Here is a 12292-nt window from a genome sequence, read left to right as displayed (position 1 = left end):
AACCGCCGCTCGAACGCTACTTCAGCATGTTGAAGAACTATGCGACGTTCGACCTCGGCCAGTCCTATTACCAGCACCAGAGTGTGTGGGCCGTGATCCGTTCCAAGCTGCCGGTTTCCATCACGCTCGGGCTCTGGACCATTTTGCTGACTTATATGATCGCGGTGCCGCTCGGCATCTCGAAGGCCATACGTAATGGATCGCGTTTCGATACCGCCACCAGCATCCTCGTCCTCGCGGGCTACGCCATCCCCGGTTTCGTGCTCGGTGTGCTGCTGCTGATGCTTTTCGGCGGCGGGTCGATGTGGCAAGTGTTCCCCATGCGCGGGCTGACATCGGATGATTTCGACCAGCTCAGCACCGCCGGCAAAGTGCTCGATTATCTATGGCATATCGCGTTGCCTGTCACCGCATCGGTCGTCGGCAACTTTGCGATCGTGACCATCCTGACAAAGAACACGTTCCTCGAGGAAATAGGCCGGCAATACGTCCTGACCGCACGCGCGAAGGGTGCGCCGCAACGCGACGTGCTCTGGAAACACGTGTTGCGCAACGCGATGATTCCGCTTCTGACCGGCTTGCCCGCCGCATTCGTGGGCGCGTTCCTCAACGGCAACCTGCTGATCGAGACGCTCTTTTCCCTCGACGGCATGGGCCAGCTTTCCTACGACTCGGTGATCCGCCGCGACTACCCGGTCGTGCTCGGATCGCTGTTCCTCTTCACCCTGATTGGTCTTGTGACCAAGCTCATTGCAGACGTCTGTTATGTCCTCGTCGACCCCCGTATCCAGTTCGACCGGCTGGACCGGTGAGAGCGTGAGTTCGCCCGAACTCGCCCGTTCGATATCGCCCGGACGGCGCGTATGGCTGCGTTTCAAATCCCAGCGGCTTGGCTACTGGAGCACAATCGTGTTCGTGGTCTTGTTCGCAATCAGCCTGCTTGGCGAAGTGCTCGCAAACGACCGGCCGCTGATCGTGCGGTATGAGGGGCACTATTACTTCCCGGTGGTGAAGGACTATTCGGAGAAGATCTTCGGCGGCGACTTCCCCGCGCGCACGAACTACCTCGATCCGTATATCCGCGACCGGCTGGAATCGAAGGGTAATTTCGCGATCTATCCGCCGATCCATTTTCACTACGACACGGTCGATTACTTCGCGACGAGACCCAATCCCGCGCCCCCGTCCGCCAACAACTGGATCGGGACCGACCAGTTCGGACGCGACGTGTTCTCGCGCCTCTTGTACGGCTTCCGTCTCTCCGTCCTCATGGCGCTCGCGCTGACGGTATCCGGCGTCCTGCTGGGCGTTCTGACGGGCGCGGTGCAGGGTTTCTACGGCGGGCGCACCGACCTGATCGGGCAACGCCTGATCGAGATCTGGAGCTCCATGCCAGACCTGTATTTGCTGATCATCTTTGCATCGATATTCGAGCCGACCCTGTGGCTGCTTTTTGTCCTGTTGTCGGCGTTCGGATGGCTGACGTTGTCCGACTATGTCCGCGCTGAATTCCTGCGCAACCGTTCGCTCGATTATGTCCGCGCGGCGCGCACGATGGGTCTTTCGAACTGGCAGATCATGTGGCGTCATGTGCTGCCCAACAGCCTCACGCCGGTGATCACGTTCCTGCCGTTCCGGATGAGCGCGGCCATTCTTGCTCTGACGAGCCTCGATTTCCTGGGCCTCGGCGTGCCTGCGCCAACACCGAGCCTTGGCGAACTGCTCGCTGAAGGCAAGAACAATCTCGACGCATGGTGGATCTCGGGCGCGGCATTCGGCGCGCTGGTGATCACGTTGCTGCTTTTGACCTTCATGGGCGACGCATTGCGCAACGCGCTCGACACGCGCACGCGCGGCTCCGCTTTCGGAGGCGCGCAGAAATGACGACGCCCTTGTTGCAACTCGATCACCTCTCAATTCGTTTCGGCGATAAAACCGTCGTCCAGGACCTGAGCCTTTCGATTGCGCGCGGCGAACGTGTCGCGCTCGTCGGCGAATCGGGATCTGGCAAGAGCGTGACGGCGCTGTCGATACTCGGGCTCGTAGAAAGCGCGCGCCAGACCGGGCGCATCCTGCTAGACGGCGACGACATCTTGCAAAAGACCGAGCAGCAGATGCGCGGCATTCGTGGCAGCGATGTCGCGATGGTCTTCCAGGAACCAATGACCGCGCTCAACCCGCTGTTCACCATCGGCAAGCAGATCGCGGAGAGCTTGCGTCTTCACGAAGGCTTGCGGCCGAATGCGGCGCGCGAACGCGGTATCGAATTGTTGAGGCGAACGGGGATTCCCGAACCGGAGCGCCGGATCGACAGTTATCCTCATCAACTGTCCGGCGGCCAGCGGCAACGCGCGATGATCGCCATGGCGCTCGCGTGCCGTCCGCGCCTCCTTCTCGCCGATGAACCCACCACCGCGCTCGATGTCACCGTGCGCCAGCAAATCGTGGATCTGCTGATCGGCTTGCAGGAGCAGGAAGCGGCAGAGCGCGGGATGGCAGTGCTGCTCATCACCCATGATCTGAACCTGGTGAAGCGCTTTGCGCAACGCGTCGCAGTGATGGAAAGGGGCGTGCTGGTCGAGACAAACACGACCGCCGCGCTGTTCGCGAATCCGCAACATCCCTATACGCGCCGTCTGCTCGCCAGCGAGCCTCAGCGCGCGATCGAATCCATCGCGCCAAATGCGCGCAGGCTGCTCGAAGTGCAGGGTCTCGCAGTCGATTACCGCGCCCCGGCGAAAGGCTGGCGTTCCGCGTTCACGCATTCATCGTTCAGGGCGTTGCAGGACATCGATATCACCTTGCGGCGCGGCGAGACGCTCGGCGTGGTCGGCGAATCCGGCTCGGGCAAGTCGACGCTGGCGGCGACCATTCTCGGTTTGCAGCGGCCGTCGCAAGGCGCGATTCACATCGACGGGCAGCCCATGTCCACGCTCAAGAGCGCCAACTCGCGGCGGATGGTTTCATCGCGGCTGCAGGTCGTGTTCCAGGACCCGTACGGTTCGCTCTCGCCGCGCATGACGATCGAGCAGATCGTGGGCGAAGGAATAGCATTGCATCGCCCGGAAGTCGATGCGGCGACGCGGCGCCGGCGTGTTGTGGAATTGCTCGAAGAAGTGGGTTTGCCGGCCGACGTGCTGCCGCGTTACCCGCAAGAGTTTTCCGGCGGCCAGCGGCAGCGTATCGCGATCGCAAGAGCGCTGGCAGTTGAGCCGGAATTGCTCGTGCTCGACGAACCGACGAGCGCGCTGGATGTATCGATACAGCAGCAGGTGCTCAACCTTCTCACTCGCCTGCAGAAGAAGTACACGCTGAGTTACCTCTTCATCACGCACGACCTTGCAGTGATGCGCGCAATGGCGCACCGCGTAGTCGTCATGAAGGCGGGGAGGATTGTGGAGATCGGCGAGACCATGAAAGTGCTGCAAGCGCCCGAGCATCCATACACGCAGGCTTTACTGGCGGCTTCCCTCGTGGCAAGCGCGGCGGCCTGACTCAGGCCGCCGCATGTGTGCAGCGCCTGTCAGCCTTTCACCTTATGCAGCGCGCTGCCCTTGTGAACCGCGCGTTTGCCGCTCTTCTCGCTTTCGACTTCGTAACTCGGGTCATCGGCCGAGCCGTTGACCACGTGTCCGTCCACCTTCGTGTGCTCCTTGATCACGCGCGTGACGTGTCCGCTGGTTTCGCCTTGCGGGCTGTTCCAGCTCACGTGATCCTTGACCTTGAATGTCTGACTCATCGATATCTCCTTTCGGTGTTTGCAGCATCACGGATGCAACCCGTGTGCCTCGCCGTATCAAACATTCGATGAATCTGTATGACGTTTAGGTGCGCCGACTCAGTCAGGAGACAGGTTCCTTGCTGTCTTCTTCCACGCGTTGCGACACACCTTGTGGCGCAAACGTCTCGACGGACGGCACTGGGACTGCACGCGCGATGGGGGGCTGCTTGCTGCGGCGGATCATCTTGCGCAGCCGGGGCACGACGGACGTCGCCGTAAAACACAGCTTGATGCCAAAACGTGCGCGGTTCAGCAAATGCGCCTTCGATACTGCCCGCCAGAACCGGGCCGGATTGAAATCCGCATAACGCGACTCGCGTTCTATCAGCGCTTTGCCATCGGGCAAGTGCACGAACGAGCAGTGCTGGAACCATCGGAGATCGCGATGCGTGTTGCCGGTCCAGTGCCTGCCGATGGCCTGGTACGCGCCCAGTTCGACAATCTGCTGGCCTTCGTCCGCGAGTGTGTTGAGCGCCGCTGAAACAAACGATTCGTCGCCATGGTGCTGAAGACGCGCAATGTGCTGGACATACCGTTCGCAGTGCGCGCGGGCGCGCGGCACCAGCGTCTTGAGAAACGCCGGCGTGCTGATCAGGAACTCGCCGCCGAACCAGCGCGGATTGAGCAGATGCCGTCCTGCGACGATCTCGAGGTCCCGGATCACGCAGTCGCTGCCGTACGCGGGAAAGACTTGATCGGATATGTCGAACGCGCCTACACCCACGTCGGAGCAACGCTGAAGTAACTCCTGGTCGAGCGGTTCCATGGCAACGATGTCCGAGTCCAGCAGCATCAGCAAGGTGTTCGGCTTGAGCATGTTCGCGACCTGCTCGAGAAGATCCAGCTTGAAATGCGCGCCGTAAAACTCAATGTTCCGTGGGACGTTGATGCTCGTGATCAGCTCGACTACGTGTGGACGCTGCGCTGCCGGCTCGGCAGAACAAAAGGATTCGACAAGATCTGGCGCGTTGGTGAAAAGGGTAAGACGCGGCATGCCCGCGCGCAGCAGGCTTCTGTTCAGGCACAACGCCTGGCGTGCATAGGAGAGCGGATCTTTACTTGTGCTGTTGGGGCTGGCTGTCGCTTCGACATCGACGAAAACCAGCGTACAAGGAAAAATTTCCATTGTCTTGTCATCCAAATCGATAATCCGGGAATTTGTTGCTGATTTGAATTGGGCCGTATTAAATGGCCCGCGTTATAAGCATCGTGGAAGATACAAATACTATGTGTCCGCCAAAATGCCCGACACGTGAGCCATGAACCAATGTATTTGTGCGGTTTGTTTAATAGGGCCAAGCGACCTTGCTTAATCCGCCAGTCGGGCGTGATATTCGGGTGCGCCGTGTCGCAAGAGATACTGATCACCGGGCTTTATGCCGTAAAGCTGACTGAATTAAAACATTTGCCTTGGACGCAGGTTCATCCTGCCATTAAGACGGACGGCCGCGCCTTGTGCGTCGGCATTGACTATGACTCGAACTACTGCAGGGCGCCGTTTTGGTGTTCGCCGTAACAGCGGAAAAACGCTACGTAACATCGGCCATCGAAAGGCTTGAACAAACGCCGGCTCCAATGGCGAAAGTCCCGCTAATGGCTTAATCGGTGGAGGTTAATGCGGTTCTGTTGCCTTCACCACATGTATTGGCGCCCGGATAATCCGTTGGCACGTCTTGTGCATGGTAGGCGGCGGTCTGCGAAATTTTCTGCCCATTAATCTTTCATAAGGCAGGCTGGACGTGGCGCGAAGGGCGGCGCCGCACATTGCGAAGCTGACGGGAGACGACAATGAAAATCAAAGAAAAAGAGCAGCTGTGTCAGCGGGTCAGGAGAGGATTGCGTGCCGGCGAGTTTGCTATGGCATTCCAGGGGATCTACCAAATGAAAACGGGCGCGTTGACGAGCGCCGAAGCCCTGATTCGCTGGCTGCATCCGGAATACGGCACCTTGCTGCCCGACGCGTTCATCAGCGCGATTGAAGACCCGCGGGTTGCGGCCGACATGACGTACTTCGTCATCAAGAGCACCAGTCGCCAGCTCGGGCAGTGGCAGCGCGAGGGGCGCCCCGTGTTCCCGATAGCCGTCAATGTGCCCCCGTCGGTCGCCATGAGCGAGCATTTCACGCAGCATGTCGAGCGGATTGCACGGTCGAATGGAATCTCACCCGGACTGCTGCAGCTCGAGTTGTCCGAGGCCGAAGATGCGACGCGCGTGCTGGCATCGAAGGGATTGATGGCGGGCTTGCGCGACATTGGCGTGACCATCGCCATCGATGACTTCGGCACGGGCTATTCGTCACTGGCCATGCTGAGCGCAATGGACATAGACGTGGTGAAGCTCGCCAAGGAACTGCTGGTCGAAGTGCCCACGTGTCCGCGTGCTTGCGCGGTGGTATCGGCGATGCTGAACCTGTTGCAGACCTTGCGCCTCACGGTCGTGGTCGAAGGCGTTGAAACGCAGTCGCAGGCGAAGTGGCTGGCGCAATGGCCGCACGTGCTGACACAAGGGTTCTACTATGGGCGGCCGACCTTCGGACTGGCGAACGTTCCCGGCTGCAAGCGCGCGCCCGTGCGTCACCTGGAGCTGGTAAGCGCCTGAACGCGTCCCCCTGCGTCCGACTTTATCCTTCATCTTGTGCCCGGCTCGTTCGGGCCGCTTGTGCTGCAATCTCGCATCGCGAGTAAGCTTTAGCCGGGCGTCCATTCCTGGGCACGGTTCTGGCGACGCAAACAGCGCATCAACTCAGACACCCATCCCTTTGCCACGCCTCTCGCCGCATGGTTCGCGGCGAAACGCCCCGGCGAAAACCCCCTGCATTGATTCAACCCACTTTCTGATAAATGAACAGGAGCTTTCCATGATGAATCGCGACAACCCCGTATGGCTGATCACCGGCTGCTCGACAGGTTTTGGCCGTGAACTCGCGAAGCTCGTGCTCGAGCGCGGCTGGCGCGCGGTGGTCACCGCACGTGATCCGTCGACGCTCAAGGACTTGACCGAAGGGTATCCGGAGACCGCGCTCGCGCTGCAACTCGATGTCACCAACCGCAAGCAGATCGAGGACGTGGTCGCTCAGTCGAAGCACAAGTTCGGACGGATCGACGCGCTCGTGAACAACGCCGGCTACGGTTATCTCGCGGCGATCGAAGAGGGCGAAGACGACGCCGTGCGCGCGATGTTCGAAACCAACGTATTCGGTCTCGTCGACATGACGAAGGCCGTGCTGCCCGTCATGCGCGAGCAGAAGAGCGGAATCGTAATCAATATTTCATCGATCGGCGGGATCACCAGCTTCGCGGCGACGGGCTATTACCACGGCACCAAGTACGCGGTGGAAGGCATATCCGAGTCGCTGGCGCTCGAAGTGAAACCGCTGGGTATCGATGTGCTGATTGTCGAGCCGGGACCGTTCCGCACCAATTGGGCGGGTCCGTCGATCAAGCAGTCGGCCACGCGTATCGACGCTTATGACGCCACCGCCGGCGAGCGCCGCAAGCAAACCGAAGCACGCAGCGGCAATCAGGCGGGCGATCCGGTTCGCGCGGCCCAGGCGATCATCGACGCTGCGTTGTCTGACACTCCGCCGTTGCGTTTGCTGCTCGGCAAGGCCGCGCTCGAACTCGCGCGCAAGAAGGTCGATCTGCTGAAGCATGACTTCGACACATGGGAAAAGACGACCATCGGCGCCGATTTCCCCGAAGGCTCGAAGTAATCCAGTGCGCCACGGACGGATAAACCGTGGCACTTCATCTCCCTTCACCAGGAAAGGAATCAACGGAAATGGAATATCGCTTGCTAGGCGAATCAGGATTCAAGGTGCCGGTGCTGAGCCTCGGCACCGGCACGTTTGGCGGCAGCAATGACTTCTTCAAGGCGTGGGGCAGCACGGACGCGGACGGCGCGCGCCGGCTTGTCGACATTGCGCTCGACGCGGGTGTTTCGATGTTCGACAGCGCCGACGTTTATTCCGACGGCATGGCCGAAGAGATTCTCGGCAAGGCGATTGCAGGGCGCCGCTCGCAAGTGATCGTGTCAACCAAAGGAACATTTCGCGCCGGCGCCGGTGTGAACGATGTCGGCTCGACCCGGCATCACCTGACCGAAGCCATCAACGGCAGTTTGAAGCGCCTGAACACCGACTACATCGACGTGTATCAGCTTCATGGTTTCGACGCGATGACGCGCGTGGAAGAAACGCTGCGTACGCTCGATGACTTCGTGCGCGCGGGCAAGATCCGCGTGATCGGCTGCTCGAATTTTTCGGGCTGGCATTTGATGAAGTCATTGTCGGCGTCGGACCGTGAGGGGCTTGCGCGGCACTCGGCGCATCAGGCCTATTACTCGCTGATTGGCCGCGATTTCGAGCAGGAGCTGATGCCGCTTGGCATCGACCAGAAGGTTTCGACGATCGTATGGAGTCCATTGGGATGGGGACGCCTTACCGGCAAGATTCGCCGCGGCACGCCGCTGCATGCGAACAGCCGTCTGCACGTGACGGCGGACAAGGCGCCCCCGGTCGCGGATGAATACCTGTACAACGTCGTCGATGCGCTCGATGCCGTTGCAAAGGAAACCGGCAAGAGCGTGCCGCAGATTGCGCTGAACTGGCTGCTGCAGCGTCCGACCGTGGCGAACGTCATCGTAGGCGCACGCGATGAAGCACAGTTCCGCGAGAATCTGGGCAGTATCGGATGGTCGTTGAACGCGGAACAAATCGCAGCGCTCGATAAAGCCAGCGTCACGACGCTGCCGTATCCGTACTGGCACCAAAGCGGGTTTGCCGAGCGTAACCCGGCGCCGGTCTGATACAGGGCGGTCTCGGCGCTAGTCTTCGACCGCCTCTCCACGCTCGGCCACCATGCGCCCGAGTTCCCGCGTCGACAACACCCGTCGGCGCGGATCCGTCGAACCCAGTTCATCTCCGGCCAGGTTTTCGATCACGGCGAGCAGCACCTTGCGCGCGGTCTTGATATCGCGTTCGCTCATGCCCGCCACGCTGATCTCGTTGACTTCCTCGGCAAGCGGCACGAGCTTGTCTTTCAATGCGCGCCCTTGTTCGGTCAGGAAGACATGCACGTTCTTCTTGTTATCGGGCATTTGCTGGCGCTCGACAAATCCCATGGCTTCCATGGCCCTCACGGCCGCGAACGTGGTCGGTTCCATCACGCCTGCCTGCGCGCTCAGTTCGCGCTGCGTCAGGCCGTCGGTCTCCCACAGGATCCGCAAGAAGGTCCAGTGCCCGTACGACACGGCATGTTCTGCCAGACGCAGTTGCATTGCCCGCACCATTGCCCGGGTTGCGTCCTTGACGAGGTGAGCCAGGCGATCGTTCGGCACGGTGTCGTGCCAATGACGCAGCATTGCCGCGGTCTCGCGTGGCGCCGCCTCTGATGATTTCTTGTCTGTCATGAAAGTGTCCAAATGCTGGAGGTGTCGCCTGGATCGACATGATAGCCGTTAAAACGCGCGGCATTTCGTCAGGCCTTGGCGCCCGAGTCCGGCATCATGCGTGCAAACGATACCGCCATCGACGCCAGTTCCTGCGCAACCGGCGTCAGTGGAACACCGGCACGTCTCAGGAGGCACACGCGCGTGCTCGGCACGCGTTCCCTGATCGGCACGACCGATACATGCTCGCGAAAGAACGGATGTTGTGCGAGGCGCACGGGTTCGAGCGATAAATAATCGCTGTTCGCCACGCAGTGCAGCGTGTCGAATACGGCTTCAGTCGTGGCGGCAATGCGCGGCGGTTCGAACCCTGCATCGTCGAAGAGCGTCGACAGGCGATTGGCGACATCGCTCGCATGACGCGCCCGCGTGCTGACCCAGTCGCAATGCCGCAACGCGCGCAAGGACTTCGATTTGACCAGCGGGTGATCGTGCCGTGCGATCACCGCGACCGGCGACTCGAACAGCGTGGTTGCATCGAGATCGTGGATGTCGGCCTCTTGCGCCACCAGCGCGAGCGCGAAATCCAGGCTGCCGTCGCGCACCCACGCGGTCAGCACGCGCGACGTGGCGCTCGTCAGATGCACGTCGATACGCGGACAGCGCTCGCGAAAACTCGCGAGCAGCGCGGGGAAGAGGCGCATCATAGCCTCCGCCGCGACGCCGAGCGACACCTGTCCCGTCAGCTCGCCGCGCAACTGGCGCATTTCTTCTTCGGTCCTCGCGCATTCGCCGAGGATGACATCGGCGCGAATCCTGAGACGCTCCCCAGTAGATGTCAGCCGCGCCCCGCGATGACCGCGCTCGAACAACGGGCCGCCCGCGGTAATCTCGAGTTTCCTCAATTGCTGTGTCACACCGCTTTGCGCAATGCCGAGCCGGCGCGCGGCAGCTCGCAAACTGCCGGCCTCGGCGACTGCGACAAACACGCGAAGTTGAGTCAATGTCAGTTCCACGCGCACCGCCCGGGTGATAGGTGAAAGTGATCATGATAAGTAAATCGCCCCTGTTTGAGTGCATTTTGGACTCTTACTATCCAAAATAGCCCTGTACAGACTGACAACCACCCTTGAGTGAGCGCCGATGAAACCCTTCCTTCCCGCACGCGCCGCTGCCGCGATCGCAATGGCCGCAGTCATGGTTTTTTCCGCGCCGGCCATGGCAAAGGACGCGAATGTATTGCGGCTTGGCATCGACCCGACCTATCCGCCCATGGACGTAAAACTGCCGGACGGCCACGTCGCCGGGTTCGACGTCGATCTCGCCGATGAAATCTGCCGCCGTATCGCGATGCATTGCGAATGGGTCGAAATGGAGTTCTCCGGCATGATCCCGGCGCTGCAGGCACGCAAGATCGACGCAATCATTTCGTCGATGGCGATCACTGAAAAGCGCATGCAGCAGATCGCGTTCTCGACCAAGCTGTTCCAGTTCAAGTCGCGGCTGATTGCCAAATCAGGCGCGCCGATGACGGTCAGCCCGGACGGGTTGCGCGGCAAGCGCATCGGCGTGCAGAGCGGCACGCAGTTCGAAACGTATGCGCAAAAGAACTGGCAGCCGGGCGGCGCCGAGGTCGTGGCGTACCAGAGCCAGGAGGGTGTGTTCAACGATTTGACGTCGGGCAGGCTCGATGCCGCGTTGCTGGGATCGGTCGAAGCCGAACACGGCTTCCTGAAGACATCGAGAGGCCAGGGTTTTGGTTTTGTCGGCGGCCCGCTGGAGATGGGCGATCACGGTACAGGTATCGGCATGCGCAAGGACGACGCAGCACTCAAGACCAAGATTGATCAGGCGATCACGAGCATGCGCGCGGATGGCACCTATCAGAAGATCTCGCGCAAGTATTTCGACTTCGACGTGTACGGCAACTAAGCGGCGATCAAGCTGTATTTCAAAAGTTCTGCAGGAGCATTCAATGCACATTCAACACACGCCGCTGGTTTCCACTTCCATCGGCACTCATCGCGAGTTCGTCAGCTTTCACTTCGGCACGCCGGGTGCGGGGGAGAAGGTTTATATGCAGGCGTCGCTGCATGCCGACGAAACGCCCGCCATGCTCACCGCCTGGCGTCTGAAGCATCGTTTGAAAGAGCTGGAGAATGCGGGGCGTATCAAGGGCGAAGTGATCGTGGTGCCGGTCGCAAATCCGATCGGACTTTCGCAGCATGTGCTCGGACAATTCCTCGGACGTTTCGAGTTGAATAGCGGGCACAACTTCAATCGCAGTTTTCCGTTGCCTTCTGCGGCTGCGCTCATGGAACGCGTCGGCACGCAATGGACGCAGGACGCCGACAGCAACACACGTTTGCTGCGGCGCGCAGTATGCGAAATGCTCTCTGAAGTGAAGCCGAAGAACGAGTTCGAGTCGCTGCGCCGCGAGATGATGATCATGGCCGCGGATGCGGACCTCATCATCGACCTGCATTGTTCGCTTGAAGCCACCATGCACCTCTACACGAGCCCGGCGAGCTGGCCTGCGGTCGAACCGCTCGCCCGTTATCTGGGCGCCAGCGGCGTGTTGCTCGCGGCAGATTCAGGCGGCCAGTCATTCGATGAAGTCCACACGCAATTATGGAACGAGGTACGTGCGCTTCTGGGCGATACCGCGCCGCTCTCCGCGCCCAACGTGGCGCTAACGGTCGAGCATCGTGGACAGCGCGATGTGACCTATGAATTCGCGGAGCAGGACGCCGAAGGGATCATCGATTACCTGACGCAACGCGGCGTGATAGAAGGTGAGGCACGAGCATTACCGCCGCTCAATCATCCCGCTACGCCGCTTGCCGGCAGCGAACAGTTCGTTGCGCCCGTGAGCGGCGTGCTGGTGCATCGTGCGGCTGTTGGCGCTTACCTGAAGGCGGGCGATCCGGTCTTCGATATCGTCGATCCGATCACCGACGAAGTCACCACGCTCACCACTAAGAACGACGGCATCTTCTATATGCGCCGCGCGATTCGTTTTGTGATCGCCGGTGCGCCGCTCGGCCGTGTGACCGGTGCAGTTCCGATCAGGACGGGCGTCCTGATCGGCGCCTGAGCCTGGGCTACTTCATCTCTGCAGCA

At 60.6% G+C, this 12292-nt stretch carries 12 protein-coding genes; 8 read left to right on the top strand and 4 right to left on the bottom strand.

The window, feature by feature from the left end; genetic code table 11:
• From ACRXB1_RS17620 to ACRXB1_RS17610, 3 genes are all read left to right on the top strand, one after another.
• Positions 1-812, top strand: an 812-nt coding sequence (locus ACRXB1_RS17620; RefSeq protein WP_449492696.1) for an ABC transporter permease subunit, incomplete at its 5' end; no start/stop codon positions are given.
• A complete protein-coding gene (locus tag ACRXB1_RS17615) occupies positions 766-1884 on the top strand; it encodes an ABC transporter permease (protein ID WP_449492695.1) in 1119 nt (372 codons plus the stop codon). The genes ACRXB1_RS17620 and ACRXB1_RS17615, both read left to right, overlap by 47 nt.
• Positions 1881-3494, top strand: coding sequence for an ABC transporter ATP-binding protein (locus tag ACRXB1_RS17610; protein ID WP_449492694.1), 1614 nt, complete (start codon positions 1881-1883; stop codon positions 3492-3494). The genes ACRXB1_RS17615 and ACRXB1_RS17610 overlap by 4 nt, the downstream gene beginning before the upstream one ends.
• 29 nt (positions 3495-3523) lie before the next feature.
• Here the strand turns inward: ACRXB1_RS17610 and ACRXB1_RS17605 are convergent, their stop codons facing one another.
• Entirely contained in the window at positions 3524-3739 is a 216-nt protein-coding gene (locus tag ACRXB1_RS17605) for a hypervirulence associated TUDOR domain-containing protein (RefSeq protein WP_056365551.1), read from the bottom strand.
• A gap of 103 nt (positions 3740-3842) precedes the next feature.
• Entirely contained in the window at positions 3843-4907 is a 1065-nt protein-coding gene (locus ACRXB1_RS17600) for a hypothetical protein (protein ID WP_449492693.1), read from the bottom strand.
• A gap of 662 nt (positions 4908-5569) precedes the next feature.
• Between ACRXB1_RS17600 and ACRXB1_RS17595 the strand changes: the two genes are divergently transcribed.
• From ACRXB1_RS17595 to ACRXB1_RS17585, 3 genes are all read left to right on the top strand, one after another.
• Complete coding sequence (locus ACRXB1_RS17595) at positions 5570-6379, top strand: EAL domain-containing protein (RefSeq protein ID WP_075359205.1); 810 nt, start codon at positions 5570-5572, stop codon at positions 6377-6379.
• Between the two features lie 259 nt (positions 6380-6638).
• Positions 6639-7493: an oxidoreductase gene (locus tag ACRXB1_RS17590; RefSeq protein WP_174362717.1), complete on the top strand. Its 855-nt coding sequence runs from the start codon at positions 6639-6641 to the stop codon at positions 7491-7493.
• A gap of 68 nt (positions 7494-7561) precedes the next feature.
• Positions 7562-8587 carry an aldo/keto reductase gene (locus ACRXB1_RS17585; RefSeq protein WP_449492692.1) on the top strand — a complete coding sequence of 342 codons (1026 nt, stop codon included), beginning with the start codon at positions 7562-7564 and terminating at the stop codon, positions 8585-8587.
• A gap of 18 nt (positions 8588-8605) precedes the next feature.
• Here ACRXB1_RS17585 and ACRXB1_RS17580 read toward each other — a convergent pair whose 3' ends face one another.
• Both ACRXB1_RS17580 and ACRXB1_RS17575 read right to left on the bottom strand, forming a co-directional pair.
• Entirely contained in the window at positions 8606-9190 is a 585-nt protein-coding gene (locus ACRXB1_RS17580) for a MarR family transcriptional regulator (protein WP_449492691.1), read from the bottom strand.
• A gap of 68 nt (positions 9191-9258) precedes the next feature.
• Positions 9259-10173, bottom strand: coding sequence for a LysR substrate-binding domain-containing protein (locus tag ACRXB1_RS17575; RefSeq protein ID WP_236873442.1), 915 nt, complete (start codon positions 10171-10173; stop codon positions 9259-9261).
• A 139-nt stretch (positions 10174-10312) separates the two neighbouring features.
• On the opposite strand from ACRXB1_RS17575, the gene ACRXB1_RS17570 reads away from it, so the two are divergent.
• Together ACRXB1_RS17570 and ACRXB1_RS17565 are read left to right on the top strand one after the other, a co-directional pair.
• On the top strand, positions 10313-11101 hold the full coding sequence (locus ACRXB1_RS17570; protein ID WP_062002834.1) for a transporter substrate-binding domain-containing protein: 789 nt from the start codon (positions 10313-10315) through the stop codon (positions 11099-11101).
• A 43-nt stretch (positions 11102-11144) separates the two neighbouring features.
• Positions 11145-12266, top strand: a complete 1122-nt coding sequence (locus ACRXB1_RS17565; RefSeq protein ID WP_449492690.1) for a succinylglutamate desuccinylase/aspartoacylase family protein — start codon at positions 11145-11147, stop codon at positions 12264-12266.
• Positions 12267-12292 lie beyond the last annotated feature (26 nt).

It is taken from the genome of Caballeronia sp. M23-90, from assembly GCF_053574605.1.
This window is presented reverse-complemented; position numbering and strand designations above follow the sequence as displayed.

Bases quoted from the DNA above. Each gene is read 5' to 3' on its own strand.
- ACRXB1_RS17570 (WP_062002834.1), top strand. From the start codon at position 10,313: ATGAAACCCTTCCTTCCCGCACGCGCCGCTGCCGCGATCGCAATGGCC.
- ACRXB1_RS17580 (WP_449492691.1), bottom strand. From the start codon at position 9,190: ATGACAGACAAGAAATCATCAGAGGCGGCGCCACGCGAGACCGCGGCA.
- ACRXB1_RS17600 (WP_449492693.1), bottom strand. From the start codon at position 4,907: ATGGAAATTTTTCCTTGTACGCTGGTTTTCGTCGATGTCGAAGCGACA.
- ACRXB1_RS17565 (WP_449492690.1), top strand. From the start codon at position 11,145: ATGCACATTCAACACACGCCGCTGGTTTCCACTTCCATCGGCACTCAT.
- ACRXB1_RS17605 (WP_056365551.1), bottom strand. From the start codon at position 3,739: ATGAGTCAGACATTCAAGGTCAAGGATCACGTGAGCTGGAACAGCCCG.
- ACRXB1_RS17595 (WP_075359205.1), top strand. From the start codon at position 5,570: ATGAAAATCAAAGAAAAAGAGCAGCTGTGTCAGCGGGTCAGGAGAGGA.
- ACRXB1_RS17610 (WP_449492694.1), top strand. From the start codon at position 1,881: ATGACGACGCCCTTGTTGCAACTCGATCACCTCTCAATTCGTTTCGGC.
- ACRXB1_RS17590 (WP_174362717.1), top strand. From the start codon at position 6,639: ATGATGAATCGCGACAACCCCGTATGGCTGATCACCGGCTGCTCGACA.
- ACRXB1_RS17615 (WP_449492695.1), top strand. From the start codon at position 766: ATGTCCTCGTCGACCCCCGTATCCAGTTCGACCGGCTGGACCGGTGAG.
- ACRXB1_RS17585 (WP_449492692.1), top strand. From the start codon at position 7,562: ATGGAATATCGCTTGCTAGGCGAATCAGGATTCAAGGTGCCGGTGCTG.